The following is a 26,659-nucleotide window of genomic DNA, read 5'->3' on the forward strand; positions in this document are numbered from 1 at the left end:
CTCGAGAATGATCAGATCGCCTGTCGCGCAACAGGATCGCCGATCGACGATCGCGATCGATCGCATCGGCCCCGACGGCTCGGCGTTGCTCAGACCCTTTCAGCAACGATCACGCCCTGGGCCGCCGTCGACGCCGGTGCAGGCATTTTGCTGAAAGTGGTGGGCGGTCACCCTTTCACGAGCAAGATCGGACTGTCACAATGCGGGGGATGCAGTCGGGAAGCGCAGGGAACGGGTTTGATCAGCGAAGGTAGACCCGGGGCGCAGTTCGGTCGGGAGCGCTCCGGGGACGTTCGCCGCATCCACGACCAGCTCGACGAGCTGGCCGCCGACCGCGACCAGATGGGGCTGCTGCTGCAGCTGGCGATCGAGATCAGCTCTGACCTCGAGCTGGAGCCGACCCTGCACCGAATCATCAGTGCCGCGCTGACCCTGACCGGGGCCCGCTACGGGGCCATCGGCGTGTGGGGTCCCGACGGCTTGTTGACCTCGTTCGTCCACGACGGGATGGACGAGCGCACCGTTGATCGGATCGGCCACCTCCCGGTGGGCAAGGGACTCCTCGGGGCGCTGCGGGAACGAACGGATCTGTTACGGCTCGATGATCTGACCCAACACTCGGCCTCGGCGGGGTTCCCGGACGGGCACCCCCCGATGCGCGCTTTCCTGGGGATTCCGATCCGAATTCGCGATGACAAGGCGTTCGGCAGTCTGTACGTCGCAGACGACCGCCCCGGGCGCACGTTCAGCGAGTCGGACGAGGTCACCGGGCGTGCGCTGGCGTCGGTGGCTGCGGTCGCCATCGACAACGCCCAGCTGTTCGACGCGACCCGCATTGCGGCGTTGTGGACGAGCGCAAGTCGGGAGATCACAGCTGCCGTGCTGTCCGATGGGCAGCCTTTCCTTCGGCCGTTGCAGCTCATCGCTGCGCGGGCGTGCGAACTCACCGAGGCCGAGCAGGCCATCGTGCTCTTTCCCGACGATGCGGACCAGCCTGACGACGAGGTGGACACGCTCGTGGTCTCAGCGGCGGTCGGTCGATACGCAGACGATGTTCTCGGCCAGCGGGTGGCGGTCGACGGATCGACCAGCGGCTCGGTCTTCCGCTCCGGCGAGCCGGTGATCACCGAGACGTTCCGCAAGCCGATCCAGTCGTTCACCGACATCGGTGAGCGCCCGGCGATCGTCGTGCCGTTGTGGGCCGACGGCCACAGCCTCGGGGTGCTCGTGGTCGCCCGCAACGTCAACGCTCCACGGTTCGGCGCCAAAGATCTAGACCTGGTGCGGGATTTCGCCGGCCACGCAGCTATCGCCCTGACGATTGCTCGCGCGCGGCGGTATACAGCCGAGCTCGCCCTGCTGACCGACCGGGAGCGCATCGCGCACGACCTCCACGACCAGGTGATTCAGCGGGTATTCGCCGTCGGGCTGGATCTCCAGGGCGTCATCGCTCGGGTCAGGGACCCAGAGTTGACGCAACGCCTCTCGCGCTCGGTCGACGAACTGCAGGCGGTCATCACCGAGATCCGCTCGACCATCTTCAATCTCCAGCATCCTGTCGATTCGACAGGAGGCCTGGCCGCCCACATCCACAACGTCTTCGAGCAGCTGACGAACAATCGCGACGTCGCCGCCACGCTGAACCTCAGTGGCCCACTGAGCATCGTCAGCCCCGATCTCGCCGCCCACGCCGAAGCGGTGGTCACCGAAGCCCTGAGCAACGCGGTCCGGCACTCCGGCGCGGAGGAGATCTCGGTGAGCGTCGCCGTCGGTGACGACCTGACCATCGTGGTCACCGACAACGGCTGCGGGATCCCCGCGGACAACCGGCGCAGCAGCGGCCTGCGTAACCTCGCCCGCCGTGCGGAGTCGGCAGGCGGGGTTTTCACCGTGTCCGAGGGGGATGCCGGTGGCACAAAGCTGGTGTGGAAAGCTCCGCTCACCGCGGAATGATCGATCGTCCAGTTATTGTGCAGGACAATCGATTTCAGTGTATCGAAGGCGGCGCTCAGGACTCTTTGGTTGGCGCGATCGCGGCGAGCATCTCGGCGATGTCGGCTTCGGCGCGGCCCCTGTCGAAGCCGAGCCGGTGCAGTGTGCCGCCGTCCTCCTCGGCATCGGCCAGCGCGAGGAGCATGTGTTCGGTGCCGATGTAGTTGTGGCCCAGGCGAAGTGCTTCGCGGAAGGTCAGTTCCAAGGCCTTGCGGGCACCGGCGTCGAACGGGATCAATGCCGGTACCTCGGCCACCTGCGGCGGTAGCGTGACGGCCGCGCGCACGGCTTCCGGGGTGATCTGCTGGGCGCGCAACAGGGGAGTGGCCAGCGCGGCCGGATCGGTGAGCAAGCCCAGCAGCAGGTGGTCCTGGGTGATCTCGGCATTGCCGGACCCGTGCGCCGCGTTCTGGGCGGCGACGACGGCACCGCGGGCCCGCGGGGTGAACCGGGCGAAGCCCTGGGCGGGGTCCAGATCGGCGGCGTCGAGATTGGTCATCTTGGGCACGAAGCGCTTCTGTGCCGCCTGTTTGGTGACCCCCATGCTTTTGCCGATGTCGGTCCATGAGGCGCCCGACCGGCGGGCCTGATCGACGAAATGCCCGATCAGGTGGTCGGCCAGGTCACCGAGGGCCTCCGCGGTCAGCACCGCGTCGGCAAGCTGATCAAGGGCGTCGGTGTGGACCTTCTTGATGCCGTCGATGAGGTCGTCGAGCCGGATCGGGTAGGCGATGCGAGGCGGTTCTTCCATGCGTCAACCGTAGGTTGACGATTCTCCTTCGTCAACCGTGAGTTGACGGTTTGCCTCCGGTGGAGCGGGTACTCGCCCAGCATGCCAACGAGCGTTACGCGTGACATCGACGCGCCACGGGAACGAGTCTGGGAAGTACTGGCCGACGGGTGGACCTACTCGCAATGGGTGGTCGGTAACAGCCGGATGCGGGCGGTTGACGCCGACTGGCCGGCGCCGGGCACCCGGATCCTGCACTCGATCGGCGTGTGGCCTGCGGTCATCGACGACGAGACTGTGGTGCTGCGCTGCACGCCACAGGAGGAACTGGTACTGCTGGCCCGGCTCGGTCCTGCCGGGGCAGCGCGAATCACACTGCGGCTCAGCGATATCGAGGGCGGCTGCCGACTTGAGATGGCAGAGGTGGCAGTCGAGGGGCCGATGAGATTCGTGCCGGACCGGTTACAGCTCGCCGGGTTCTGGCCCCGCAACCGCGAATCCACCTGGCGGCTTGCGCACCTCGCGGCGGATCGCGAGCCTGCCGAATTCGACCAGAACTAGCCCCGGGCTGCCCGATTTCGCCACGGGCGGCGCGCCGCGACATAAACTCGCGCCATGGCAGGCCCGCGCAAGTCCGACGAGCGGCCCGACGTGAGCAAAATCGACAACCGGGCGCCGTCGGTGCCGCGGATGTTTCTGGATCGCGTCGCGGCCACCCCCAACGCTGAGGCGTTCCGTTATCCCGATAACGACGGGTGGACCAGTGTCACCTGGGCGCAGGTCGGTGAACGCGTCGAGCTGATCGCCGCGGGGCTGATCGCCCTCGGCATCAATCCCGAGGACCGGGTGGCACTGGCGGCCGGCACCCGCTATGAGTGGGTGGTCGTCGACTTCGGCATTCTGTCCGCGGGCGCGGCCACGACGACGGTCTATCCGAGTACGAACGCCGAGGACACCGCGTTCATCGTCGCCAACTCCGGCAGCCGCGTTGTGGTAGCGGAGAACCAGTCTCAGGTCGACAAGCTGACCGCCAACCGCGCGGATCTGCCCGCCGTCGAGAAGGTGGTGATCATCGACGGCACGAGCGACGACGACTGGGTGATCACCCTCGACGAGCTCGAGCAGCTGGGCAAACAACTACTGGCCGACAATCCGACCGCGGTGACCGAGCGGATCGACGCGATCCCGCCCGAGCAGCTGGCCACCCTGATCTACACCTCCGGAACCACCGGGAAGCCGAAAGGCGTGCGCCTGCACCACGAGGCATGGACCTACACCGCCGCTGCGCTCGATTCACTGCAGGTGTTGTCCGACAAGGACCTCAACTATCTGTGGCTTCCGCTGGCGCACTCGTTCGGCAAGGTGATGCTGGCCATGCCGCTGGTGATGGGTTTCCCCACCGTCATTGACGGCCGGGTGGACAAAATCGTCGAGAACCTGGCGATCATCAAGCCGACGTTCATGGGCGCGGTACCGCGGATCTTCGAGAAGGTGCACGGCCGGATCACCGAGACGATGGCCGAAGAGGGTGGCGTCAAGAAACGGCTCTTCGACTGGGCCAGCGATGTGGGTCTGCAGGTTTCGCGTGCCCGGCAGGCCGGGCACCGGGTCGGACCGCTGCTGGCGTTGCAACACAAACTCGCCGACAAGCTGGTGTTCAACACGATCCGGCAGCGTTTCGGTGGGCGCCTACGGTTCTTCATCTCCGGATCTGCGGCACTGGACCGCGACATCGCGCAGTGGTTCGACGCCGTCGGGGCCATTGTGCTGGAGGGCTACGGGCTGACCGAGACGTCCGCGGCGTCCTCGCTGAATCGTCTGCATGCCTACCGGTTTGGGACGGTGGGCTGGACGTTGCCCTACACCGATGTGAAGATCGCCTCCGACGGTGAGGTGCTGCTCAAGGGGCCGGGTGTGATGAGCGGCTACCACGACCTGCCCGAGGCGACCGCAGAGGCCATCGACCCCGACGGCTGGTTCCATACCGGCGACATCGGTGAGCTCGACGCCGAGGGTTATCTGCGGATCACCGACCGCAAGAAGGACATGTTCAAGACGTCGCAGGGCAAATATGTTGCGCCCTCGGCGATTTCGGCGGCGTTCAAGGGTATCTGCCCATTCGCCAGCGAGATCATCATCTACGGCGAGGGCAAGCCGTACTGCGTCGCACTGGTGAGTCTCGATGCGGAGGCCATCAGGGAGTGGGCGGATCGCAACGGCATGGAAGGCAAGTCCTTCGAGGAAGTCGCCCGTGACGAGAAGACCAGGGAAATGGTCGAGGGGTACGTGGAAACCCTCAACAAGCACCTGAACCGGTGGGAACAGGTCAAACGCTTCGCCATTATTGATCGCGAACTAACGGTCGAGGCAGGCGATTTGACGCCCAGCCTGAAGCTCAAGCGCAAGGCGGTCGTGGAGAACTTCCACGACAACATCGACGAGCTATACGGCTGACCGTGTGGCGCTGCGGCGTGATGCTGGCCGCCACGGCCGCGTTGACGGTCGGCGTGGCGCCCGCGCGGGCTGACACTCCGGCACCGCAGGCCGGCGCGCTGTGTCCGGCTGAGCTGGCCGACGTGATGACCCGGCTGCCGGAGGTCGGTGATTTTCTCGTCTGCCAGGCGTCGGGCACGTGGGTCCCGGTGCTCGGCCCATTCGACCCGGCCAGTCGCTGGCTGAGCTACGGCGCCGGAATCACCCTGCACGGTCAGGGATTCCGTAACCCCAACCTGCGCTCGGGGCAGTGGACCGCGGCGCCGCTGGCCCCTTCCGCGGTGTGCAGCGCCGATCAGGTGACCGTGATCGGTCCGGGAGAACTTGCGCCCGTGGTGCATTCGCCCGGTGAGGCGGGCCAACCTCTGCACTTGGAGGTGTTACCGAAGCTGTTCACCATCACGATGAACGGTGATTGTCTGTGGTCCGAGGATCTGCCGCCGGGGCTGAGGTAGGTCCATGTTTCGGCTGACGGTGCAGGACGTGTTCGCCATCAAGGGCCGTGGACTGGTCGCCACAGGCCGCGTGGAGCTGGGTCAGGTCTCGGCTGGTGACGAGATACGGATCAACGACGCTCGCACGGTTCGAGTCGACGCGATCGAGAGCTTTCGCAAGACGGTGAACGAGGCGGTGACCGGCGATAACGTCGGGCTGCTGTTCTCCGGGCTCGGCCGCAGTGATCTCTCACCGGGCGATGTGCTCACCATCGGGGCGGCCGGCGCGGCCTCGGACGGCGTCGACGTTCGCTTGTAGGGGCCAAGTGGTCCCCAGGGGCGGGGGGCCGGTGGCCCAAGGGGGTGGCCACTTCGTGTAGCCCACCCCTGGAGACCCGCTTGTGACGGTCGGACTGCGGTGTGATTGCGCTACCGGGCCCCGACCGGTCGGCTGTGTTCTCAACCTCGTCAGAAATGTACGACACCGGCGGTGGTCGGCGTCCGAGATCGACAGAAATATTGACGATTCAGTAAGAGTGTGGTCGGGCGTCAGTGCTTCGGTGAGGTAGTGGCCGTGACCGGCATGAGGGCCGGCCCGGGTGGGGCGGGGGTCGTCTGCGAGGTGGACGAGACGCTGTGAAAGTCGGGGGGCGGAGCCGGCTTGTAAAAGAAGACCGCGGCGATCGCAATCGCCGCGACGACGACCGTCGCGCCCGCAACGATCACCCCGGCGACGCTGGTCCGCCGCTTCAATTTTCTGATGACCTTATTCGACCCCCGCATAGCGCGGAACGTAGCCGATCGGCACCGATAAGTGTGCGCTGGACAGCAGTGTCACAGGGATGAGGAAGCGTTCCCGCAGGATCGATCGCGGGGCTTTATCCCCACGTCACCGGTAGTTCAACAAGCCCGCGGGTTGTCCATGAGGCTGCGCACGAGTGAGTAGCCGGTGACCAGCCATGCCTCGTCACCGACGGCGGTCAGAACTTTGTGGATCGGTCCGGCGCCCTGCAGCGCGAGGAGATCGTCGGGGGAGCGCAGCGGGTGGCTCTGACGAAATGGCAGCCGGGCGGCGGCGGTCATGGAGGGAGCGTACGGCTGACCGCCGGCGCGCGGACGATTTTTTAAGACTACTGGTCTTGTTTGCCTCGGCTTTAGTATTCAGCGATGGCTCACACCGATCTTCGCAGCTTGAGCGCCTTCGCCGGGTTGTGCGTCGCGCCGGCCGCGATGGCGTTCTGGCTCGTCCCGATTGCTGCAGCCGACTCGGCGTCGTGGAACGGTGAGTACGCGATCACGTTCATCGTCGGCCCCAAGGCCGGAACGAGCATGGCCGCCGGGCAGCCCGAACAACAGCACACCGAAACCTATGGCTTCCAATCGAACTGCGCGAACGGAAAGTGCACCGCGACGATCATCAGTGGTCCGCCGCCGAGTAACCCGACGGTCCCTCAGCCCGTTCAGTTCACCTGGGATGGGTCATCGTGGGCGCAGGCCAGCGACTTTCAGTGGCAGTGCCTGATGCCCGACGAGACGATCCAGTGGAACCCGGCGCACGCCGAGGTGCGGTACACGCCTCAGGCCGACGGATCGCTGTCGGGCACGATGCACACCGACATCTCGAGCGGCGCGTGCCAGGGCACTGTCGAGATGAACATGACGGCTGAGCGCGCGTAGTCGGCGAGACATCCGCTGCTCGTACTCGATGTGGACGGGGTTCTAGCCCGATCCGCCTCGACGGCCTCTACGGCAAAGCTAAAAGTCTTGTAGGTTTCAAGCAGCTTTCGGGCAGATTCAGAAGTCTCGGATCCTGCGCTTCGCGGTAGGCCTTGGCCGCTTCGGCGCACTGCCTCACGTGCTCGATTGAGTTGTTGTGAGTGCTGCGAGTGTCGCTGGCGAAGCTGGCGAACATGACCACCGTCACCAGCGACGCAACGAACAAGAGCATGGCGGCGATCGTCCCGCCGCCGCTGGTCGCCTCATTCACACGCATCCGGATGACGTGGGCCATGGCTTTTGCCTGAGTCGCGTAGACCTCGGCACGAATTTGAGCGGCGCGAGGAAGACGCCGCTGGCCGACAGCTTGTATGTCGGGGTCCGCGCTTTCCGCTTTGCGCTCGATATCCAGCGCGATCTGCAGGTAGTCCTTCAGCGTGTACTTCTGTTCCAAAGGAAGGGAATTCGGTCTGTTGAGCTCGGCGAAAACGTCGTACACCGCGGCTATCGTCTCAAGTTCAGCTTCGGTGAAGGAGTTGTCGTCGAGGTGCTTCACGTGCGGAAGAGCGGACTCGTCGTTCTTGTCCCGCCGTGCCCGCATCACCTCTAGGTCTGCCGACATCACGATCGTCCGGCTAGCCCGGGATAGCCGGCGCGACAGCCAAATAGCGGCGACCGCCATCATAAGAATCGATGCCAGCGCGAGTGAGGCGTAGAGCCAGGCCAAGTGGCCATCGATGGGAAAGATTCCGGTCACGCTCGATAAACCGAAGCCGCCGATGATCACAGTTCCTACTGTGAGAACACCTTTGCCCCAGGCAGTTGCACTGGCACGCAGGTCGTCACATTGTTTGGACCAACGGGCCGCCACCGCCTGCGCCTGTTCTGCCAAAAATTCATGCGGGTCTCGTGTGGCAACCCCGCTGATGCCTTGTATCACGTTGGCCTTCTTCCTTCATGCCGCTGCGCCGGAAGATTCTCTTTGGTGCTCGGCTTCAGCCGACCTGTTCGAGAATGGCCATATGGTCGCTGATCGGCGCGGCGATGTCTGGATCGGCTAGGTAGTCGATGATCGCGTGGGGGCCCGTTGGGTTGTAGGTCCGCTCGTCGGAAAGTCGGTCTGTGCCCTTGAACTCCGGGGCGAGTGGATGAATCAAGGCAACGATGTCCAGCACGTCGTAGCCGTTGAGCCAGCGGGCATTGCTTTCGATGACCTTGAGTGGTGCACCGGCGGGCACTGCTGGTTGTCTACCGTGAAGACGGGCTTTTACCAGCTTCAACCCCAGCGGACTGCCGACAGTGACGAATAGTTTCACTCGACGATCGCCCAAGGCGTTGTCCTGGTCTGCGAGCAGGTCGTAGGCGACGACGCTACCGAGACTGTGTGCGATCACTACCAGGTCGTCGTCGGCCGAGGTGTGCGAGAGGATTTCTCGTCGGACGACATCAAGGACCTTGTTGCGCATTGATTCCATGCCGATGTAGTAGGCGACGTCTGCCAGGTGGTTGCGGATGATCGCGGCTGGGACTCCCGTCTTGCGGCTCAGGAACTGCAAGGCCCCAGTCACGAAGGGGACCCCAAGTACGTCGGACACGGCCAGCTCGTCCGCGCTGCCGCCTTGGTAACGGAGCTCGCGCACGGCGTCGTAGTCCAGATGACCCGCCATGTCCTGCAACAGGTTCGCCTGCAGAGTAGACAGCGCGCGAATCTGGTCCTGGTCGCCACCGGTATTCACCTCGAGTTCGGTAGCAGGATCTGCTGCCTCCAGGTGGGGCGGAATGCCGCCGCTGCGCTCGTAATCGGCGATGGAGTCACGGAATACATTGCCGTAGAAGGGGAAGATCACCTCGGTCTCCACTATGGGAGGGCGGTTTGCGAGGACCAATCCCTTCGCAAGACCGGCCAGGAATTGGCGCTTTTTGTTGTCGACGTAGGCCGCCAATTTGGCGGGGTCGTCAGCTGTCTGCTGATCACTGGCCTGGTTGCGGCCATGGATCATGACGAGTTTTGTACTCATGGTGGAACCTGCTCTCGTTAGTCGGGCGGTGGGGGCGGGAGTTCAGAGAATGGCGGCGGAGATCAAGGCGCGTTGTTGGGGCGACATCTGCCGGCGTGCGAGATCGGCGACGATCGCAGAGATACGTATCCCCTCATTTGCTACCCAATAGCGCAGTGCCTCGGGAGTTTCCGCCGTTACCGGGTCGCCGTTGAGATCGATCTTGTTGCCATGATCATCAGTGAAGTCTCGGCTGCCGTGGTGCAGCGCGACGAGGTCGAAGTCGTCGTCGAGCACCGGTGAGCCGGACGAGCCGGGAGTCGTATCGGCGAGATACACCAATAGGTTCGGAGTTTCCGCGTCGGTCATCAGATTGTTGCGGAACGCGATCTGCTTGTAGTTACCGCCGGGATGCTGAATGATGTTCAGCGCGCTTCCCGGCAGAGCTTTGCTCGACGCTTTGATCAGGGGGAGTCGCCCATACTTATCCCCGGGTAGCTGTCGGTCGGTGGTGCGACCCACTCCGACGATCGTGTAGTCGAGTTCCTCGCTCGACACAAAGAACGCCGCAGCGTCCAGCGAAATCGTCTCTTCACCGACCAAAGGTCTGTTGTCGGAGCTCTTTTCGTGGCCGAACGTGAAGTTCACCGACGGGTCGCTTGCTTCCTCGGCTGTGTGCAGCACGTGATGATTGGTCATCATCAGGCACGGTGAAATCATGAAGCCCGTGGCGCTGGCCTCCTTTCCATCCACTTCCATCGAGATCAGGCCCACCGCCGCGGCTGCGGTTCGGGCCTTGGTCAGCCAGGAGATGGGCTTCAGATCATCACCGTCGATGATGCGCTCGATCGCGGTGTTGACCTGTCGGTCTGTGGCCTGCGCGGGCATCGGCACACCCTTGGCTTTGAGGTGCTCACGCTTCTTGCATGTTGTCGCCGTTCGGTAGTTGCCCTGGCGGTCGCGCGTTACTTGCTTCACGAAGTCGACGGACGTGGGGACGATGATCCTTGCTCGGCGCTGATCGAGTTGCGGCGCACTGACCATGAGAGCCTCCTTCGGGGGCAATGCTGCGATGGTTATGGGGGTTGTCACTTAGGTCGGCCGAACCACAACCCCGTCAAGGGGCGCTCATTAGACCGCACGCAGCCGGTGGAGGTGTTGCCCTCCACGGTGATGATCCGATCGCGCAGAGAGCGAGCGACGAGTCCGATGTGATTGCCGCCGAGTCCGAACATGTCGCCACGCAGTGGTGTCCCGACGAGGCGTCGGTTGTTGGCCGCCCACGCGTAGATCGACTGCACCCAGCCGGGGTTGTTCCACGGCGGCCGGCTGCCCGTCGTCTGGAGATAGCACCAGGAGACGAAGAAGGCGCACCACGGAACGCCGGGAGACCCCGGTGCGAACGGATGGACATATCGGGTGAGGGGAATGCCGCCGTTATTGGCGGTTTCGCACACGCCTATTTGCCCTGTCGCGATCTCGACCATCCGAAGACCTATCGGTGAATGACCGGATGGTGCTGACGCGGCGATCTCGAGCACGTTGTCATCGTGTGTCTCAGCTGGATCGAGTCCCACGCGCGAGGCGATGGAATCGACATCGAAGCCTGGTGGTGGCATCGCCACCCTTCCGGAATAGTCCTCGCTCACAAGCAAACTGGCCATGGTTTACCCCCGTCGATTGGCAGTTCGGGGCCAGGTCGGCGAGCAATGGTCCGAGCGAGTTCGGTCTCGCATACGATCGCTGATCTGGCCTGACGCGAACCTACGGCGAGCCGTACCCGACCTATCGAGTAGCGCGCTACTCGACTTTGCTGAGGAGGCCGGAGAACCATCTACGTAGTCGAGGTGCGCGCTCGCCAGGGTGCGTCCGCATCTGCCGGGTGCTCGGCGCGGTTCCCCGCACCCATGTCGGCTGTGTTCCCGCGGCGAGGACACCACGGTCGTCACTGTCTAGGTGCGTGGTTGCGACGAAAGGGTGGCGACCGGCGACCGGCGTCCGGCCACATGACTTCGGCTGCGATGACCAGCTGAAGCGTGTGGATGCGCGGTCGACTGAAGCACTCCCGCGGATCAGTAGGTTGACGTCGAAAGCTTTCGCTTTACCGGCATTGACCTGCATAAACTCTGGTGCGCGATACTGGGATTGAACCAGTGACCTCTTCCGTGTCAGGGAAGCGCTCTCCCGCTGAGCTAATCGCGCGGGTCGAAACTCTTGGAGGTGGAGACGGGAATCGAACCCGTGTGCACGGCTTTGCAGGCCGTTGCCTCACCACTCGGCCACTCCACCGTTGGGTCTGATGCCGCACTTGCACCTTCGAGCGGATGACGGGATTCGAACCCGCGACCCTCACCTTGGCAAGGTGATGCGCTACCAACTGCGCTACATCCGCGCGCTTCGGACGAGATCGTCGCCCGCTGCGAAGGAAGACACTAGTCGACGTAGGCGAACCGGCACAAATCCCCTCGCCGCAGCGCCTCGACGAGCGCATTCCGGCCGGACGGGTGTGCCGTGATAATGTTCCTCCTCGGCGAATCGGGCACCATTTTCATGGTGTGCGCGCACCGGGTCTCGTAGCTCAGTGGGAGAGCGTCCGCCTCACACGCGGAAGGTCGCTGGTTCGATACCAGCCGGGACCACTTCACAACATTTCATCAGTCCACGGCGGTTGGACGTCGGCCTTGAGAGCCGGTTTCACCGGTGGACACCGATCGCCTGCCACGGCGCCCTTCAGGGCGACGTGCTTGCACTCCTCGTCAACACCAATGCCGCCTCGTTGTAGGGGAACAGCCGATAGAACGGCCGGAAACCCGGTGTGACGAGGTTCGCCGCCTCAGCCTTGCGGCAGATCCGCGGGTCAGCCAACGGCACAGCTTTGTTCCGCTTGCGCAGCGCTGTCGGGCCGCCGGCCATGACATTCTTCAACCAGTCCGATTCAAGCCCGTAGCCGATGAGAACGACGACGCCGTCTCGGGTCGGGAAAACCAACAGCGGCGTTCGGTATCGCGTACCGGACTTGCGTCCGACATGCTCGAGGGTTCCCAGCCCCGGGAGCCATGGGGTGATCGACTGAGCCACTCGATTGGTGACGTGGCGATTGAAGTGAGCGACAGCGCGCGGTACTCGCATGAAAGTCCTTCCCTCACACGATGGCTGGCTCTCGACACAGCTTCGCGCCCAAGGGGCACCAGCGCAGTGAGTTAGGCGATCATCGGGTCGATCGCAGACCGGGGCACCAGAACATGCAGGGCGCCGGCTGAGGCGGGCAACACCGATCCCTGATCGAAGAAGAAGATCACGCCGTCGTTGACCACTGCGAAATTCTGATAGTTGGCCGAGTTGTAGAGCGCTCCTGGCACGAACGCCAACGGCGGCGGCGGGGGTGGCGGGGTGGTGGACGACGTGCTGGTCGGTGTGGTCGTCACCGGCTGCCCGGGTTGCGTGGTCGGCGCTGCCGGTGGCGGCGGCGGTGGCGCGAGCTGCTGCTGCAGTTCGGACGCGACGATGGGCGCGACGGTCTTCAGCGGATCGTCCACCCGCCACAACGGGGTGTTCTGCTTGTCGTCGGGTGCGGCCGTGTACAGGATCGCCTTGCGATAGCTCTGGTCCCAGTTGAACGCCTTGTACGTCGTCTGGGAGGCCCCGCCGCCGACGTTCTGGGTCACGGTGAACACCACGGCCTGCGTGCCGCGCGGGGGAACCGCTGAGTTGTACTCCGTCGGCTTGATGCTCAACGTGGCGGGCGTGCCGCTGGGCGCGCCGGACTTGGCCGTATTGAGGAACGCGTCGCGCGTCTGGGAGATGTAGTCGGCGACTGACTTCTGGTCCGGGTAGTCCAGCGGGATGCTGATGTCGACGCTGTACGAGGGGTCGGAGAGCTGGATCTCGCAGGTACTGCCGGTATTGCCGCCTTTGAGGTCGGCGCAGTAATCCTTCGGGGCGGCGGCCGCCAGTCCGGAAGAAAAGGACACAGCGGCAACTGAGAGAACCACTGCCGCGCTGAAAGAACGCATGGGAAAAACCTCCAGGCACACGCGGCGCACGCCGCGACCAACGATCATCGTCACCACGCCAGCAAAGCGCCCCCGACGGCATCGGCGCTGTATAGCCTAGTTGAGGCGTTTGCGCGGGTGACGCGAAGGCACGTTGCGCCACCACAAACAGGGGTACTCGTGAGGGCACCATGACTGAATCGTCCTTTCCCAGCGCGGACGGCATCGACCCGTGCGTGCGGGTCTACGGGACTCGGGTCCACAACCTGCGGGGTGTCGACGTCGCAGCACCGCGCGACGCTCTGGTCGCGTTCACGGGCATCTCCGGGTCCGGCAAGTCGTCCCTGGCCTTCGGCACCATCTATGCCGAAGCTCAGCGCCGCTACTTCGAATCGGTCGCGCCCTACGCGCGCCGGCTGCTATTGCCCACCGGTGCACCCAAAGTCGATGACATCACCGGGCTACCCCCTGCGGTCGCACTGCAGCAGCGCCGGGGCTCGGCGACATCGCGGTCGACGGTCGGCACCGTCACCACCTTGTCGAACCTGCTCCGAATGTTGTTCTCCCGAGCCGGAACCTACCCGCCCGGGGCGACTGAACGATTGGACTCCGATGCGTTCTCACCGAACACAGCCGTCGGAGCATGCCCGGACTGCCACGGGTTGGGACGAATCCACCGGGTCACCGAAGAGACGCTGGTACCCGACCCGTCACTGACCATCCGGGAAGGCGCGGTCGCCGCATGGCCAGGCGCCTGGCAGGGGCAGAACCTGCGCGACATCCTCGTCACGCTGGGATACGACATCGACAAGCCGTGGAAGAAACTTCCAAAGCGCCAACGCCATTGGATTCTGTTCACCGACGAACAGCCCACGGTGGAGATCGATCCGAGCCAACATCCCGTGCAGGCCGACTACTACTACAACGGCACCTTTTCCAGCGCCGAACGGCACGTCCGCCATACGCTGGCCAACTCGCAGAGCGCGATGATGCGCCGCCGCGTATTGCAGTTCGTCGACAGCATCGAGTGCCCGTTGTGCGGCGGTTCCGGGCTGCGACCGGAGGCGTTGCAGGTGACGTTCGCCGGACGCACCATTGCCGACTACATGGCGATGCCGTTGACCGATCTCGCGGAAACATTGCGTCCGACAGCTTCTCGGACCGATGCCGCAGCCGCGTACGAGTCGACGAACTCCGGTGAACTGACCGAAGTGGCGACGATGATTGCCGCCGACCTCGTCGCACGCCTGCAGGTACTCATTGATCTCGGCCTCGGTTATCTCACCCTTGCTCGCCGCACCCCGACGGTGTCGCCGGGCGAACTGCAGCGACTGCGGCTGGCCACTCAGTTGCGTGCCGGCTTGTTCGGCGTGCTCTATGTGCTTGACGAACCCTCGGCCGGCCTGCATCCCGCCGACGTCGAACCGCTCCTCGACGTCCTCGATCGGCTTCGCCGCGCGGGCAATTCTCTCTTCGTCGTCGAACACGACATGGACGTCGTCAGCCGCGCCGCTTGGATCGTCGACGTGGGGCCCGGGGCCGGGGAGTGCGGCGGCGACGTGCTGTACAGCGGGCCGGTGCCGGGCCTGGCCCAGGTCGAGAAGTCGGTCACCCGTAGGTACCTCTTCGAAGGGGCCGCGCGGCAGTCTCGACCGCTGCGCACGCCGTCCGAGTGGCTGCGGCTGCGCGGGATCCGGTTCCACAATCTGAAAGACCTCGACGTCGATGTGCCGCTCGGCGTGTACTCCGCCGTCACCGGAGTGTCCGGATCGGGCAAGTCGACGCTCGTCGTCAAAGTTCTCGGCGATGTCGTGCGCAGCCACCTCGGCGCGGCACACGCCGCCGAGCCCGCAGAACCCATCGACGACGAAACTGATAGTGGCATAGTCGATCTCGATCATGATGCGAGCATCGGCGTGACAGCAGTGGGTGTCGAAGAGATCAGCAGGCTGGTATCGGTCGACCAGCGCCCGATCGGACGCACGCCGCGCTCGACGCTGGCGACCTACACCGGCTTGTTCGATGCCGTCCGCCGCGAGTTCGCCGCGACTCCGAAGGCCCGTCGCCGCGGGTGGACGGCAGGCAGGTTCTCGTTCAACGTGGCTGAAGGTCGCTGCTCCACCTGCCAGGGGGAGGGATTCGTATCCGTTGAATTGTTGTTCCTGCCAGGCACGTACGCCACCTGCCCGGCATGCAAGGGCGCGCGCTACTCCGATGAGACACTCGACGTGCGCTATCGCGACCGGACCATCGCCGACGTGCTCGCGATGACCGTCGACGAGGCATCGGAGTTCTTGGCCGACGTGGCGAGCGCCGCGCGGAGCCTGACCACCCTGCGAGAGGTCGGCCTGGGGTATCTCCGACTCGGACAGCCTGCGACCGAGCTGTCCGGTGGCGAGGCGCAGCGGATCAAACTCGCCTCCGAACTGCAGCGACCCCGGCGAGGGCACACTCTGTACGTGCTCGATGAGCCGACCACCGGCCTGCACCCCGCCGATGTGGATCTGCTTGACCGCCAACTGCACCGCCTGGTCGACGCCGGCAATACCGTTGTGGTGGCCGAACACGATATGCGGATGGTCGCAGGGGCGGACTGGGTGATCGACTTAGGACCGGGAGCCGGCAGCTCCGGCGGTCGGGTCGTCGCGGCGGGCCCGCCCGAGGACGTGGCGCGTGCGCCAGACAGCCGCACGGCACCGTTTCTGGCGAAGCGACTGGCGCCATCGGCTACGAGATGAAGAGGTCCGCCCTACCGGGGTGGCTGGCTTGTTTCGGTAGATACCAGTGCCGCCATCCGCGGATAGATAATCGCCGGACCGAGCCATCGAGTAATGAAGCGCCGCAGTTCGATTCCTTGCAGCGGCCGTTGGCCAGGATCGATCAGGATGGATTGCACGGTGCGAAGCGTCATTTCGGCGAGTTCGGCCAATGCGGTGCTGTCGTAGCCGTGCAGGGCCCAATCCACATCGAGGCGGCGGAACACCGACAGACAGAATGTGGTTGCGGTCTGCGACGTCAGTGACGTGACGGCTTCACCGTCATGGCGCTGCGTTAGCAGGTTCTCCAGCTGTGGATCGCCGGCGAGCTTCTCGATGCCGAACGACAAGCTTTCGACGATCGCAGTCACCGGGTCTTTGAGCCCGCTGGCGTGCTGGATCACCTGGTCGATGAACCCGTCGACCGCACGCATTGCACTGGCCATGAGTAGCGCATCGCCGTTGGGGAAGTAGCGGTACACCGTCTGACGCGTGACCCCGAGCGTGCGGGCCACGTCGGCAATGCGTATCACTGAACCGTTCTCGGCGACCACCTGGTCCACGGCGTCCAGTATCCGGGCGATCGCCTCCTCGTCCGAGGCGGGCGTCACGCCTGCCCAACCTCGGCTACGCATTCGTTGTCGCCAACATGTCGACGTCGAACTCGATGGGAAGTGTTGTCGGGCCAGTCATTCCGAGGACGGATTTCCACGGGGCCGGACCGGCGCGGTGGGGTGCGGGCAGACGGCGGGTGAGGACGACGAGTGCTTCGGCCAACTCCCGGCGCGCCAGATTGGCCCCGAGGCAGTAGTGCGCCCCGCCGCCGAAGGTCAGAATCGCCGGGACATCCTTGCGTGAGATGTCGAACCGGTCGGCGTCGTCGTAGATCGCCGGATCACGATTGGCCACAAAGGTATTGGCGAACACGAAGGTCCCCGCCGGGAACAGATAGCCGCCGAATTCGGCATCCTCGACGGCGGCCCGGGGCACGATGCAGGCCGCAGGCGAGTGGCGCATGCTCTCCTCGACCGCCTGCATCGCAAGCTCAGGTTGTTCACCCAGTCTCGCCCACTGATCGGGATGCTCGCAGAGCACCTGCACCGACGCAGCCAATTGGTTTCGCGTCGTGTCGGTCCCCGCCATCAGAAAGCCGGCCACCAGTCCGCGGAGCTCGTCGAGATTCAGACGATCGCCGTCGCTTTCGGCGCGGATGAGCTCGGAGAGCAGGTCGTCGGTCAGATTGGTTCGGCGGGCAGCGACCATGTCGTCGACGTAGGCGTCGAGTTCGCCCCACGCGCGCATGATCTCAGACTCGTCGAAGTTGGCATCTGGCTGGAAGTTGAAGGCCTTGAAGATCTGCTCGGTCCAATCCGAGAACAGCTGCCAGTCCTCTGACGGCGCACCTATCAGCGCGCACATGATCGGAGTGGGGTAGGGCCGTGCGATGTCGGTCACGACATCACAGCGGCCGGCGTCCATCACCCGATCGATCAGACCGTTGACCACATCGTGAATCGTGTCGGTAAGACGTGACGTGGCGCGAGGTGTGAACGCCTTGGACACCAGTTTGCGCAACCTCACGTGCGGTGCGCCGTTCAGCCCCAGGAGGCTGGTCGCCAGCTTGTCGAACAACGGACCTGACGTGATGCCCTGCGCTGCGAGTGTAATGCCGGGAGGTAGACGGAATCGGTTGTCGCGCAGTATTTCACGGGTCAGCTCGTAAGACAGGATTTCCGGGCCGAGGGGCCCGATGGCAATCGGCGCACGGGATTGTGCAGCCCGAAGATCATCGAAGATGTCGTCGGGCGTGGCGTCCAGCTCGTAACTGAACGTGGGCAGGCCAGCGTCGAACACATTGGGGGCAGTGCTGTTCACGGACATCGAGGCTCCAACTTCCCATCGCACCGGACGCTCGGACAGATATACCGAAAGCGTATGACCACCGCTCCCGGACGTCAATGTGGGCGCACATAGTGCCAGTTGAAGGTGCATACCGGAGTTCTAGCGTCATACGCGTCTTGCTGAAATGTCCGTGTCGCAGGCATCGCGGCGCGTACCGGCTCCACCTGGGCGCAGCACAAGAATGGGGTCCGCCAATCTGGCGAACCCCATCCGTGGCGTCGACCCGTAGGCCGGCAAACTCGATTAGCCGTGCGGCGCCTCAGAAATCTTGGTGTCTTCCTTGCCAAGCGTCTGGCAGTACACCGTGACCGACGTCTTGGTGGCAGTGATCTCCAGGTTCGCCGGGTCCTGCCCGCTCTTGTCCTTGAGCATCTTGCTGACTTCGTCGTTCTGCTTCTTCTCGTCTTGAGTGAGGAAGTCCTTGCACTTGGTGTCGCCGCCGGTGTTCACCACCTCCGAGGCCGAGCAGCCGCTCAGGACGGCTGCCGCCGCCGATGCCGCAAGGACGGGGTACACGATTCGCTTCACTGGGAACCTCTCTCGTTGGGAACAGCACGCAGATAATTCACAGATTTGCCCGATTTGAAACCCGGACGCCGGCTTCACCTGCCCGTCGCGGTGTCAGTCGAGATCGGCAAGCGCCTGGCGAGCGGCTTCCAGTTCCGCCTCGAGTGCGGCGACCCTGGCGGCCTGCTCAGAGCGCGCCTCCTCGATGACCTCGTCGATCGGCGTCGCCAGATCCTGATGCAGTTCCTTGGCCGCCCGGGACACAGCGGCGGCCGCGACGGCGAGATTGCGGGCCACGTACGTGGTGCCGCGCTTGAGCTCGGCTCGCCACTCGCCGTCGGCCGTACCGGTGACCGTGAGGGTGAGTTCGAGCGTCTTGGTCTTCTTCCCGGCTTTTTTGGCCGGCGCTTTTGCGGGCTCGGTGGACTCGGATGGCGCGGGCGCCACCGAGGTCTCGGCCGGCGTCGTGTCGATCGGGCGAAGCAACACCTCGGGCATGTCAGCGTGGGCAGACGGTGCTTCGGTTGCCTGGGTGTCTAGAGTCGTGGTCACGTCGAGTTCCTCCTGAACAACATTCGCAGCGGCTTGCAAGTGCCACCAGTAGAACATACGTTCGATGAATGGCAAAGCGATCCGCGGGGCATGTCGCCGGGCAGGATGGTCGACTGATCGGCGAATTACGTTGTTGCTGCCGTGTTTTCGTGACCGACGCGAGTGTGGGGTGTTCGCCGTCCGGTCACCGTGATCCGGGCACCCTGCTCGGGCGTGAGAATGACGTGCTTGACCCGCTGCCGTTCACCGCGTTCCGACGTCGTCGCCAGCTCCACCCGCTGCAGCACCTCACGCAGGACCACCCGCATTTCGGCCATCGCGAACGTCGCACCCAGGCACCTGCGGGCCCCGCCACCGAACGGCAGCCATGTCGTCGGGCTCAGCGTCGCCCCGATCATCCGATCGGGGTCGAAGCGGTCGGCGTCCGGATAGATCCGGTCGTCGGAATGCACCAGTCCCACTCCGGGTGCAACCATCACACCGGCGGGCAACAGATGCCCGGCGATCTCTACGGGCTGCGTCAGGATCCGGCCGACATCGAAGACCACCGGTCGGCTACGCAGCGTCTCCTTGGCCACCGCGTCCAGGTACTCGTCGTCACCCGTCTCGGCGGCCCGCACCGCTTTGGCCAGCGCCGCGGGATGGCGGCTCAACCGCTCCAAGGCCCAGGCCAGCCCGGTCGCAGTGGTGTCGTGCCCCGCGACGAGCAAGGTCATCAGCTGGTCGCGCAACTCCGCGTCGGTCATCGACCGGCCTGCCTGATCGGCAGCGCGCACCAGCATGGCCAGCGCGTCGGTTCGGACGGCCAGGTCGGGGTCGGCACGGCAGTCCGCGATCTCGGCGTACAGCAGCCGGTCGGCTTCCTCGATGCGGCGGCGCACCCCACGCCACGGCAGCCGCTGCTGCAGGCTGGGCGTCCCGATGGCCAGCAACTCGAACGCCGACAGGTTCAACAATCGCGGGAGGACCTCGCGCAGAGCGGCCAGCCGGGCCGGATCACTGGCGCCGATCACCAGCCGCATGATCACTTCGAGCGTTATCTGAGACATCTTCGGGGCCACCGGGAACGCAGTGCCCACCGGCCAGTCGGCGATGTTGGCCGCCGCGATCTCGGCCATCACCTTGGTCTGGCGCGCCACCGCGTCGCGGTGGAACGGTTCCAGCATCAGCCGCCGACGGTCGCGGTGTACCTCGTCGTCGACGACGAGTACCGAGGCCGGCCCCAGCAGGCCAGACAGCATCGAGTTCGCCTCGCCCGCATGGTAAATCGCGGGATCGCCGGCGAACACCTGCTTGATATCGGCCGGATCGTCGAGGTACACCAGAGTGCCCATCCCGGCGATCCGCAGGGTGAACGTGTGGCCGTAGCGGCGCCGGCACGCCGAGACGAATCGCGGCCAGTAGCGCAACATCAGCATGGCTTGGACCACGGGTGGAAGCGCAGGACCTGGCGGCAGCGTCGACGCCGTCTTATTAGACATGAGTCCAGTATAGGAAGACAGTTGTCTCGAGTCCCCGATATAGCGAAAACCCGCGGTCGGCGCGACGTGGCCGACACGCGTAGGGTTGGTACGTCAACTAGCCGGACGGCCGAAAGCCCATGGTGACCACTGATTTCAGTTCACGCAGCAGCGCAGACGCGGAAGCCGAACGACTGCGGGCCCTGCGTCGTTACGCGATTCTTGACACCGCACCCGACGCGGCGTTCGACCGCATCGCCCGCGTGGCTGCCCGCTCGTTGGACAAGCCCATGGCGTCAATCACCTTCGTCGACGAGGACAGGATCTGGTTCAAAGCGGCGTACGGCGTGGAGGGCCTTACCGAGATCCCGCGCGATGCCGGGCTGTCCAGCCTGGCGATCGGCGACCACCGGACCTATGTGGTTCGCGATACCCTCGCCGATCCGTACGTATCCCGAAACCCCAGCGTCGCAGGCGAATTCGGGATCCGATTCTATGCTGCCGCGCCCGTGACGACCGACGACGGGCATCAGCTGGGAACGGTCAGTGTTCTCGACTCCGAGCCGGGTGACGTCACCGACGACCAGCTGGCCACCCTGGAAGACCTCGCCGCGATCGTGATGAAGGCTCTCGAGCTGCGACTCTCGGCGCTGACGACCGTGCGTGCCGAACGCGAACTGCGCGACACCGCCCAGGAGTACGCCTCGGTGCTGCAACGCGCACTGCTGCCGTCTGCGCTGCCTTCGATCCCCGGTCTGTCGATGGCCGCGCACTATCACCCGGCCGCCTCCGGCCGGGTGGGCGGCGACTTCTACGACGTGTTCGGCGTGGCTCGTGACGAGTGGGCCTTCTTTCTCGGTGATGTCGAGGGGCATGGCGCGCCCGCGGCGGCGGTCACCGCACTGGTCCGCCACACCCTGCGTGCGGCGGCTCTGCACTACGACGACCCGACCGACGGCCTCGACGAGCTCAATGCGGCGCTGATCGCCGATGCGGGAGAACGTCGATTTTGCACAGTCTTGTCCGGCAAGCTACGGCCCGAAGCCGACGGCTTCCGGATCACCCTGGCGACCGGGGGACACCTGCCCGCCCTGCTGCTGGATCGCGACAGTGGATCGATCCGTCCGGTTCGCTCATCCGGTGGAATGTTGATCGGTGCCGTCGCAGACGCGACGTTCGACGCGTGCGAGACGTTGCTGGGGCCGGGCCAAACCCTGCTCCTCTATACCGACGGGATCGTGGAGGCCCGGCCCGACGGGCACACCACCTTCGGTGAATCGGCGTTGCGGCTTTTTCTGGCTGAGCGGGTCGCACTGCCGGCGACCCAGCTGGTGGCCGAGTTGGCGGAATTGGTCGCTGTACTGCGGCCCGACGACGACGTGGCGTTCCTGGCGTTGACCGTCATTGACGCATCCGATGGCGCGGTGCGTTAGCCTGGCACGGTCGGCCCGGTAGGATTTTGGGCGAAGACAACGCGTCGTAAGCAGATCGACGCAAAGAGCTAGTAAGTTCTTGCCAGGTTCAGACGGAAGCCTCGCAGGCGTTTGTGATTGCGAGCGTGCCGTCCGGCGCGCGTAGTGAGGTGAACTTTTGGACGAACAAGCCACTGCCACCACCGGCACGACCACTGCGGCCAACACAGGCTGCGTGATCAACGAGGAGTGGTTCGGGCGGACGGTCGTCATATCTGCTGCCGGCGTGGTCGACATGCTGACCTCTCCTCAACTCGAGGCCAGCATCACCGCCTCGCTGACCAAGAACCCGGCCGCCATCATCGTCGACCTGTCCGATGTCGACTTCCTGGCTTCGGCAGGTATGGGCGTTCTCGTCGCCGCCCGCGACAAGGCGTCGGCGGAGATCGGCTTCGGTGTCGTGGCCAGCGGGCCCGCCACAAGCCGGCCGCTCAAATTGGTCGGCCTCGCCGACATCATCGGCCTCTACGCAACATTGGATGAGGCGCGCGCCGCACTTGGTGAGTAATTCTCGGAAGTTGGGTATAAGAGCTTTGCCATGACGACACCGAGTTACCCCAGTCACACAGCCGACGGTGACCGCTTCGCGCGCAACGATGTCGTCGCTGATGCGCACAACGCAGCCATGGTTCGCGACGAGTTCGCGACCTGGCTGCGGGCCTGCGGAGATATCGATCGAGTTCGGTTCAGCGACGTCGTGCTAGCGGTCAACGAAGCGCTGGCCAATACGGCCGAGTTTGCCTACCTGCTCAAGGGCGGGGTCGGCACCATCGACCTGGAGGCGGTGCGCGACGGCGACACCCTGACGGTCACGATTGCCGATCAAGGTCAATGGCGGGAGTCCACTCCCGCCACGCAGAGCCGCACGCGCGGTCGGGGCATCCCGCTGATGCGTGCGCTCGCCGATGACGTCACCATTGATTCTTCGGCGTTGGGCACCACCGTGTGCCTGCGCTTCGAGCAGGTTCACGCCGTCCAGGAATCCGACGACGACGCCCGAGTCGGATAGCCCTCAGGCCGGCTCGTAGCGCAGCATCGTGACGCCCGCGTCGGCATAGTCGTAGAACACCGGCTTCAGTCGCATCCCTATTTCCAGCTCCGCCGGTTCGGCATTGACGATCTCGGTCGAGAACCGCGGGCCCTCATCCCATTGCACGACCGCGAGTAGCTGAGGCACCTCGTCGGCAAAATGTGGTGCGACCGGTCGGTACGCCACCGTGTAGGTATAGAGCGAGGCCGCCCCGGAAATCTCCCGCCATTCCAGATCGTCGGCCAACGTGCCCGGCGCCAGCACCCGGGGATAGAACACGTAGCGCTGCGCCGACGGCGAGTACTGGATCCGGATCCGGTGTTCGGCCAGGGCATCCCAGAACGGTTGGGTGGTCGGCGTCGGGATCGGCATCGGCTTGTCGAAGTCGCCCATGATCAGTCGCCTTCCAAGACGAGAGTGGTCTGTTCGCTCAAGATGCCGCCATTGCCGGAGACAAAGGCACGGTTGCAGTCTTTGACCTGGGTGGTACCTGAGCGGCCCATGATCTGGCGGGCGGCGTCGCAGACGTGGTGCATTCCGCCGGCAGTCCCGGCCTGCCCGTAACCCAGCTGGCCGCCGGCGGTGTTCATCGGGAAATCGCCGCGGAACGTCAGGTCGTGCTCGGCGACGAACTGCAGGCCCTTGCCCTTCTGGCAGAACCCGGCGTCCTCCAAACTGAGCAGCACGGTGATCGTGTAGCAGTCATAGATCGACACCATGTCCATGTCGGCGGGCGTCAGCCCGGCCATCGAGAATGCCGATGCGGCCGCTTTGATCATCGGAGTCTGCAGCAACTCCTGGGCGTAGGTCGGCGTCTTGTACGGCACCCGTTCGCCGAATCCTTTGATCCACACCGGACGGTTGGCGCTGCGACGGGCCAGATCGGCTCCGGTCACCAGCACCGCGGCCCCGCCCATCACCGGCATGACGATCTCCAGCATGTGCAGCGGTGCGGCGATGACCGGACTGTTGAGCACGTCATCGACGGTGATCGGGGAGTCGCGAAAGATCGCCCCAGGCGTGTGATTCGCGTTGACCCGCTGGTCGACGCTGATCTTGGCCATCGCCCGTTCGTCGTAGCCGTAGGTGGCGCCGTAGAGGTTGGCGACCTGGCCGTAGGGTCCGTTCTGGCCGAGATTGCCGTAGGGGATCTCGAATTCGGCTTGTGGCGAGCCGTACCGGTTACTGGACGCCCCGAAATACATCAACTCACTGATGTCGAGCGGCTTGTGCGCACTGACCGGCGTCATCGGCGTCGCGGGGATCACGCACAGCACCGCGTTGCACAGGCCGAGCTCGATGGCTGCCGCCGCGCGCCACACCATCGCCACCGCGCTGGCGCCGCCGAGGTCGACCATCTCGGCGAAATTGGCTTTGATGCCCAGATATTCGATGACCGTGGACGGCACGAAGATCTGGGACTCCTGCAGATGCGTGGTACAGATGCCATCCACATCGGCGGCCGACAAGCCGGCATCGTCGAGTGCGGCCTTCGCCAGCCGTGCCCACTGCTCCAGGGTGAACTCGAGCGGACCGGTCGGTCGCTTCGTGGAGGGGAGTTCGGTGTAGCCGACGATCGCGGCCTCTCCGCGCAGACCCATGCCGCTGTCCTCCAAGTCATTGCCCAATAACATTGAGCATGTAATCATATTGAGCGCTTAATGAGAATCGGATCCGGCGAGAGGTAGCTCACAGTGGCGTCACCCCTGGACGGCAAGGTCGCCGTCGTCACCGGCACCAGCCGCGGAGTGGGACTGGGTATCGCGCACGAATTACTGCGCGCCGGAGCCACTGTCGTCGGCTGCTCGCGCCGACCCCTCGATGCCATGCCTGGGGTTGAAGACAATCCGGAGTGGCTGGCCCGTTCCTCGCAGCGGGTGTGCGACCAGGGTGACTACCGGGCCATCGACGACTTCGTCGACGAGGTGGTGGCCGACCACGGCCGCATCGACATCCTGGTCAACAACGCAGGCGGTACGGTGCCGGCACCCAACGTCGAGAGCATCCCGAGCCTGGTTTCCCAGATCCAGGGTGCGCCGGCGTCGGACGACGAGTACGAACGCACAGTGTTGTTCCACGCCTTCGCCATTCAGATGAACCTGATCAGCCCGATGTGGTTCGCCATCCGGGTGTTCCGACAGATGCGCGAACAGGACGGTGTCGGCTCGATCGTCAACATCTCCAGCGGCGCAGGACATCCCGCCGGCTCGCCGACGCTGGTGTCATACGGGGCGGCCAAATCCGGCCTCAACCATCTAACCCGGTCGCTGGCCGAGGAATGGGGACCGAAAGTGCGGGTGAACTGTTTGGCGCTGGGGCCGACGATGACCGACAATTTCAAGTCGTTCGTGTTGCCCAAGGACGACCCGACCGGAGAGAGGTACTTCCACGCCGTGCCCATGCATCGCGCCGGAGAGCCGCAGGAGGTGGGTCGCGCCGTGGTGTTCCTATGCGGTGGCACAGCCGATTTCATCAACGGAACCACCATCGAGATCGACGGCGGCATGATGCCCGGCGTGCTCTACGAAGCCGGCCTCAAGACGATCACGGACCTGCTGTGAAGCGCGTCATCCAGTTCGCCACCGGCAACGTCGGCAAGCATGCGCTGCCACTCATCATCGAGCGGCCCGACCTCGAGCTGATCGGGCTGCACGCCCACGGCCCCGACAAGGTCGGCCGCGACGCCGCCGACATCTGCGGCCGGTCCGAACCCACCGGGGTGGTGGCCACCAATGACATCGACGCGTTGGTGGCCCTCGGCGCCGACTGCGTCGTCTACACCTCCCAGGCCGAGATGCGCCCACAGCAGGCCATCGAGGAGATCTGCCGATTCCTGCGGGCCGGCACCAACGTGGTCGGTACGTCGATGGTGTGGCTGGTCGCACCGCAGCACGCCGACGCATGGATCCGCGAACCGCTGGCCGCGGCCTGCGCCGAGGGCGGCACCTCGCTGTACATCAACGGAGTCGACCCTGGCTACTCCGGAGACAGTCTGGTCTACACCGCGCTGACGCTGGCCGGGCGGGCCACCGGCATCACGGTCTCGGAGATCTGCGACTACGGCAGCTATGACGACGCCGAATTCACCGGCCTCAGTTTCGGTTTCGGCACCACACCGGACCACACGCCGATCATGTTCGCCCCCGGCGTGCTGTCCTCGCTGTGGGGCGGACAGGTTCGGTCGTTGGCTGATGTCCTGGGGGTCACGCTCGACGAAGTGCGGGAGTGGCACGAGAGCTGGGTGACGCCGGAACCGATCGACTGCACGATGATGAGCGTCGCACCCGGTCATGTCGCCGCCGTTCGGTTCGCAGTGCAGGGTTACCGAGACGGGCAGCCGGTGATCACCATGGAACACGTCAACCGGCTCACCCCGGTCACCGCCCCCGACTGGCCCTATCCGCCGGACGGCCGGCTCGGTGTGCACCGCGTGGTGGTGCGGGGCAACCCCGGTGTGGAAATCAACACCCACCTAGGTCTGGACGGCGTCGACCACAACGACGGCGGTGTCATCTCGACCGCCGCTCGCGCCGTCAACGCCATCGACGCGGTGTGCGCCGCACCTGCGGGCCTGTTGTCGGTCAAGGACTTACCTGCCGCGCATGCCGACCGCGTGATGTGGTGAC

At 64.8% G+C, this 26,659-nt stretch carries 26 protein-coding genes, 4 tRNA genes and 1 pseudogene; 13 read left to right on the top strand and 18 right to left on the bottom strand.

Features of this window, described 5'->3' with window-relative positions; genetic code table 11:
- Positions 1 to 342 precede the first annotated feature (342 nt).
- Positions 343 to 1,953, top strand: a complete 1,611-nt coding sequence (locus G6N32_RS10655) for a GAF domain-containing sensor histidine kinase (RefSeq protein WP_115321069.1) — start codon at positions 343 to 345, stop codon at positions 1,951 to 1,953.
- 55 nt (positions 1,954 to 2,008) lie between these two features.
- On the opposite strand, the gene G6N32_RS10660 is transcribed toward G6N32_RS10655, so the two are convergent.
- Complete coding sequence (locus tag G6N32_RS10660) at positions 2,009 to 2,743, bottom strand: Clp protease N-terminal domain-containing protein (protein WP_115319572.1); 735 nt, start codon at positions 2,741 to 2,743, stop codon at positions 2,009 to 2,011.
- An 81-nt stretch (positions 2,744 to 2,824) separates the two neighbouring features.
- Here G6N32_RS10660 and G6N32_RS10665 point away from each other — a divergent pair, with 81 nt between their 5' ends.
- From G6N32_RS10665 to G6N32_RS10680, 4 genes are read left to right on the top strand one after another with little or no spacing between them, the layout of a single operon-like run.
- Positions 2,825 to 3,283 (top strand): SRPBCC family protein, encoded by a 459-nt coding sequence (locus G6N32_RS10665; protein ID WP_115319573.1) that lies wholly within the window; start codon positions 2,825 to 2,827, stop codon positions 3,281 to 3,283.
- Between the two features lie 54 nt (positions 3,284 to 3,337).
- Positions 3,338 to 5,176, top strand: a complete 1,839-nt coding sequence (locus G6N32_RS10670; RefSeq protein ID WP_115319574.1) for an AMP-dependent synthetase/ligase — start codon at positions 3,338 to 3,340, stop codon at positions 5,174 to 5,176.
- 2 nt (positions 5,177 to 5,178) lie between these two features.
- Entirely contained in the window at positions 5,179 to 5,670 is a 492-nt protein-coding gene (locus G6N32_RS10675) for a hypothetical protein (RefSeq protein WP_115319575.1), read from the top strand.
- Positions 5,671 to 5,674: 4 nt separating this feature from the next.
- Positions 5,675 to 5,968, top strand: a complete 294-nt coding sequence (locus G6N32_RS10680) for an EF-Tu/IF-2/RF-3 family GTPase (protein ID WP_115319576.1) — start codon at positions 5,675 to 5,677, stop codon at positions 5,966 to 5,968.
- Positions 5,969 to 6,558: 590 nt separating this feature from the next.
- On the opposite strand, the pseudogene G6N32_RS10685 reads toward G6N32_RS10680, so the two are convergent.
- Positions 6,559 to 6,732: pseudogene (locus G6N32_RS10685) on the bottom strand (cytochrome P450); the annotation flags it as partial.
- 84 nt (positions 6,733 to 6,816) lie between these two features.
- On the opposite strand from G6N32_RS10685, the gene G6N32_RS10690 reads away from it, so the two are divergent.
- Positions 6,817 to 7,326, top strand: coding sequence for an Rv2253 family sensor-like surface protein (locus tag G6N32_RS10690; protein ID WP_115319578.1), 510 nt, complete (start codon positions 6,817 to 6,819; stop codon positions 7,324 to 7,326).
- A gap of 67 nt (positions 7,327 to 7,393) precedes the next feature.
- Here G6N32_RS10690 and G6N32_RS10695 read toward each other — a convergent pair whose 3' ends face one another.
- The 7 genes from G6N32_RS10695 to G6N32_RS10725 all read right to left on the bottom strand — a co-directional run bounded on the left by G6N32_RS10695 (position 7,394) and on the right by G6N32_RS10725 (position 11,754).
- The gene (locus G6N32_RS10695) at positions 7,394 to 8,305 is read right to left on the bottom strand and encodes a hypothetical protein (RefSeq protein WP_147292010.1); all 912 of its coding nucleotides are present in this window, start codon (positions 8,303 to 8,305) and stop codon (positions 7,394 to 7,396) included.
- Positions 8,306 to 8,360: 55 nt separating this feature from the next.
- Positions 8,361 to 9,383: an alpha/beta hydrolase family protein gene (locus G6N32_RS10700; protein ID WP_147292011.1), complete on the bottom strand. Its 1,023-nt coding sequence runs from the start codon at positions 9,381 to 9,383 to the stop codon at positions 8,361 to 8,363.
- 42 nt (positions 9,384 to 9,425) lie between these two features.
- Positions 9,426 to 10,406 carry a trypsin-like serine peptidase gene (locus G6N32_RS10705; protein WP_115319581.1) on the bottom strand — a complete coding sequence of 327 codons (981 nt, stop codon included), beginning with the start codon at positions 10,404 to 10,406 and terminating at the stop codon, positions 9,426 to 9,428.
- A gap of 44 nt (positions 10,407 to 10,450) precedes the next feature.
- Positions 10,451 to 10,987: a C40 family peptidase gene (locus tag G6N32_RS10710; protein WP_147292012.1), complete on the bottom strand. Its 537-nt coding sequence runs from the start codon at positions 10,985 to 10,987 to the stop codon at positions 10,451 to 10,453.
- A gap of 502 nt (positions 10,988 to 11,489) precedes the next feature.
- Positions 11,490 to 11,564, bottom strand: a tRNA-Val gene (locus tag G6N32_RS10715).
- Positions 11,565 to 11,577: 13 nt separating this feature from the next.
- Positions 11,578 to 11,651: transfer RNA gene (locus G6N32_RS10720), tRNA-Cys, on the bottom strand.
- 30 nt (positions 11,652 to 11,681) lie between these two features.
- Positions 11,682 to 11,754 (bottom strand) — tRNA-Gly (locus G6N32_RS10725).
- A 175-nt stretch (positions 11,755 to 11,929) separates the two neighbouring features.
- Here G6N32_RS10725 and G6N32_RS10730 point away from each other — a divergent pair.
- A tRNA-Val gene (locus tag G6N32_RS10730) sits at positions 11,930 to 12,001 on the top strand.
- 91 nt (positions 12,002 to 12,092) lie between these two features.
- Here the strand turns inward: G6N32_RS10730 and G6N32_RS10735 are convergent.
- Both G6N32_RS10735 and G6N32_RS10740 read right to left on the bottom strand, forming a co-directional pair.
- The gene (locus G6N32_RS10735; protein ID WP_115319583.1) at positions 12,093 to 12,491 is read right to left on the bottom strand and encodes a nitroreductase family deazaflavin-dependent oxidoreductase; all 399 of its coding nucleotides are present in this window, start codon (positions 12,489 to 12,491) and stop codon (positions 12,093 to 12,095) included.
- 71 nt (positions 12,492 to 12,562) lie between these two features.
- On the bottom strand, positions 12,563 to 13,375 hold the full coding sequence (locus G6N32_RS10740) for an RsiV family protein (RefSeq protein ID WP_115321070.1): 813 nt from the start codon (positions 13,373 to 13,375) through the stop codon (positions 12,563 to 12,565).
- A 170-nt stretch (positions 13,376 to 13,545) separates the two neighbouring features.
- Between G6N32_RS10740 and G6N32_RS10745 the strand changes: the two genes are divergently transcribed.
- A complete protein-coding gene (locus G6N32_RS10745; RefSeq protein WP_115319584.1) occupies positions 13,546 to 16,092 on the top strand; it encodes an excinuclease ABC subunit UvrA in 2,547 nt (848 codons plus the stop codon).
- Positions 16,093 to 16,103: 11 nt separating this feature from the next.
- Here G6N32_RS10745 and G6N32_RS10750 read toward each other — a convergent pair whose 3' ends face one another.
- The 5 genes from G6N32_RS10750 to G6N32_RS10770 all read right to left on the bottom strand — a co-directional run bounded on the left by G6N32_RS10750 (position 16,104) and on the right by G6N32_RS10770 (position 20,552).
- Positions 16,104 to 16,745 (bottom strand): TetR/AcrR family transcriptional regulator, encoded by a 642-nt coding sequence (locus G6N32_RS10750; protein ID WP_115319585.1) that lies wholly within the window; start codon positions 16,743 to 16,745, stop codon positions 16,104 to 16,106.
- Positions 16,738 to 17,991 carry a cytochrome P450 gene (locus G6N32_RS10755; protein WP_115319586.1) on the bottom strand — a complete coding sequence of 418 codons (1,254 nt, stop codon included), beginning with the start codon at positions 17,989 to 17,991 and terminating at the stop codon, positions 16,738 to 16,740. Before G6N32_RS10755 ends, G6N32_RS10750 begins: the two co-directional genes overlap by 8 nt.
- Before the next feature lie 264 nt (positions 17,992 to 18,255).
- Entirely contained in the window at positions 18,256 to 18,540 is a 285-nt protein-coding gene (locus tag G6N32_RS10760; RefSeq protein ID WP_410432626.1) for a hypothetical protein, read from the bottom strand.
- Between the two features lie 93 nt (positions 18,541 to 18,633).
- The gene (locus G6N32_RS10765; RefSeq protein WP_410432629.1) at positions 18,634 to 19,005 is read right to left on the bottom strand and encodes a DUF6319 family protein; all 372 of its coding nucleotides are present in this window, start codon (positions 19,003 to 19,005) and stop codon (positions 18,634 to 18,636) included.
- Between the two features lie 191 nt (positions 19,006 to 19,196).
- Complete coding sequence (locus G6N32_RS10770) at positions 19,197 to 20,552, bottom strand: cytochrome P450 (RefSeq protein ID WP_115319587.1); 1,356 nt, start codon at positions 20,550 to 20,552, stop codon at positions 19,197 to 19,199.
- Between the two features lie 119 nt (positions 20,553 to 20,671).
- Between G6N32_RS10770 and G6N32_RS10775 the strand changes: the two genes are divergently transcribed.
- From G6N32_RS10775 to G6N32_RS10785, 3 genes are all read left to right on the top strand, one after another.
- Positions 20,672 to 21,964: a PP2C family protein-serine/threonine phosphatase gene (locus G6N32_RS10775; protein ID WP_115319588.1), complete on the top strand. Its 1,293-nt coding sequence runs from the start codon at positions 20,672 to 20,674 to the stop codon at positions 21,962 to 21,964.
- 157 nt (positions 21,965 to 22,121) lie between these two features.
- A complete protein-coding gene (locus tag G6N32_RS10780; protein WP_115319589.1) occupies positions 22,122 to 22,511 on the top strand; it encodes an STAS domain-containing protein in 390 nt (129 codons plus the stop codon).
- Positions 22,512 to 22,541: 30 nt separating this feature from the next.
- Positions 22,542 to 23,012: an ATP-binding protein gene (locus G6N32_RS10785; RefSeq protein WP_115319590.1), complete on the top strand. Its 471-nt coding sequence runs from the start codon at positions 22,542 to 22,544 to the stop codon at positions 23,010 to 23,012.
- 3 nt (positions 23,013 to 23,015) lie between these two features.
- On the opposite strand, the gene G6N32_RS10790 is transcribed toward G6N32_RS10785, so the two are convergent.
- On the bottom strand, positions 23,016 to 23,426 hold the full coding sequence (locus G6N32_RS10790) for a Zn-ribbon domain-containing OB-fold protein (protein ID WP_115319591.1): 411 nt from the start codon (positions 23,424 to 23,426) through the stop codon (positions 23,016 to 23,018).
- A gap of 2 nt (positions 23,427 to 23,428) precedes the next feature.
- Positions 23,429 to 24,634: a thiolase family protein gene (locus G6N32_RS10795; protein WP_115321072.1), complete on the bottom strand. Its 1,206-nt coding sequence runs from the start codon at positions 24,632 to 24,634 to the stop codon at positions 23,429 to 23,431.
- A gap of 93 nt (positions 24,635 to 24,727) precedes the next feature.
- Between G6N32_RS10795 and G6N32_RS10800 the strand changes: the two genes are divergently transcribed.
- Positions 24,728 to 25,594 carry an SDR family NAD(P)-dependent oxidoreductase gene (locus tag G6N32_RS10800; RefSeq protein ID WP_115319592.1) on the top strand — a complete coding sequence of 289 codons (867 nt, stop codon included), beginning with the start codon at positions 24,728 to 24,730 and terminating at the stop codon, positions 25,592 to 25,594.
- A complete protein-coding gene (locus tag G6N32_RS10805; RefSeq protein ID WP_115319593.1) occupies positions 25,591 to 26,658 on the top strand; it encodes an NAD(P)H-dependent amine dehydrogenase family protein in 1,068 nt (355 codons plus the stop codon). Before G6N32_RS10800 ends, G6N32_RS10805 begins: the two co-directional genes overlap by 4 nt.
- The last annotated feature ends 1 nt before the right edge of the window (position 26,659 follow it).

Origin of the sequence: Mycolicibacterium aichiense, from assembly GCF_010726245.1 — a bacterium.
GTDB classification, from domain to species: domain Bacteria; phylum Actinomycetota; class Actinomycetes; order Mycobacteriales; family Mycobacteriaceae; genus Mycobacterium; species Mycobacterium aichiense.

Bases quoted from the DNA above. Each gene is read 5' to 3' on its own strand.
- G6N32_RS10655 (WP_115321069.1), top strand. From the start codon at position 343: ATGGGGCTGCTGCTGCAGCTGGCGATCGAGATCAGCTCTGACCTCGAG.
- G6N32_RS10660 (WP_115319572.1), bottom strand. From the start codon at position 2,743: ATGGAAGAACCGCCTCGCATCGCCTACCCGATCCGGCTCGACGACCTC.
- G6N32_RS10665 (WP_115319573.1), top strand. From the start codon at position 2,825: ATGCCAACGAGCGTTACGCGTGACATCGACGCGCCACGGGAACGAGTC.
- G6N32_RS10670 (WP_115319574.1), top strand. From the start codon at position 3,338: ATGGCAGGCCCGCGCAAGTCCGACGAGCGGCCCGACGTGAGCAAAATC.
- G6N32_RS10680 (WP_115319576.1), top strand. From the start codon at position 5,675: ATGTTTCGGCTGACGGTGCAGGACGTGTTCGCCATCAAGGGCCGTGGA.
- G6N32_RS10690 (WP_115319578.1), top strand. From the start codon at position 6,817: ATGGCTCACACCGATCTTCGCAGCTTGAGCGCCTTCGCCGGGTTGTGC.
- G6N32_RS10700 (WP_147292011.1), bottom strand. From the start codon at position 9,383: ATGAGTACAAAACTCGTCATGATCCATGGCCGCAACCAGGCCAGTGAT.
- G6N32_RS10705 (WP_115319581.1), bottom strand. From the start codon at position 10,406: ATGGTCAGTGCGCCGCAACTCGATCAGCGCCGAGCAAGGATCATCGTC.
- G6N32_RS10735 (WP_115319583.1), bottom strand. From the start codon at position 12,491: ATGCGAGTACCGCGCGCTGTCGCTCACTTCAATCGCCACGTCACCAAT.
- G6N32_RS10740 (WP_115321070.1), bottom strand. From the start codon at position 13,375: ATGCGTTCTTTCAGCGCGGCAGTGGTTCTCTCAGTTGCCGCTGTGTCC.
- G6N32_RS10745 (WP_115319584.1), top strand. From the start codon at position 13,546: ATGACTGAATCGTCCTTTCCCAGCGCGGACGGCATCGACCCGTGCGTG.
- G6N32_RS10750 (WP_115319585.1), bottom strand. From the start codon at position 16,745: ATGCGTAGCCGAGGTTGGGCAGGCGTGACGCCCGCCTCGGACGAGGAG.
- G6N32_RS10755 (WP_115319586.1), bottom strand. From the start codon at position 17,991: ATGTCCGTGAACAGCACTGCCCCCAATGTGTTCGACGCTGGCCTGCCC.
- G6N32_RS10770 (WP_115319587.1), bottom strand. From the start codon at position 20,552: ATGTCTAATAAGACGGCGTCGACGCTGCCGCCAGGTCCTGCGCTTCCA.
- G6N32_RS10775 (WP_115319588.1), top strand. From the start codon at position 20,672: ATGGTGACCACTGATTTCAGTTCACGCAGCAGCGCAGACGCGGAAGCC.
- G6N32_RS10785 (WP_115319590.1), top strand. From the start codon at position 22,542: ATGACGACACCGAGTTACCCCAGTCACACAGCCGACGGTGACCGCTTC.
- G6N32_RS10790 (WP_115319591.1), bottom strand. From the start codon at position 23,426: ATGGGCGACTTCGACAAGCCGATGCCGATCCCGACGCCGACCACCCAA.
- G6N32_RS10795 (WP_115321072.1), bottom strand. From the start codon at position 24,634: ATGGGTCTGCGCGGAGAGGCCGCGATCGTCGGCTACACCGAACTCCCC.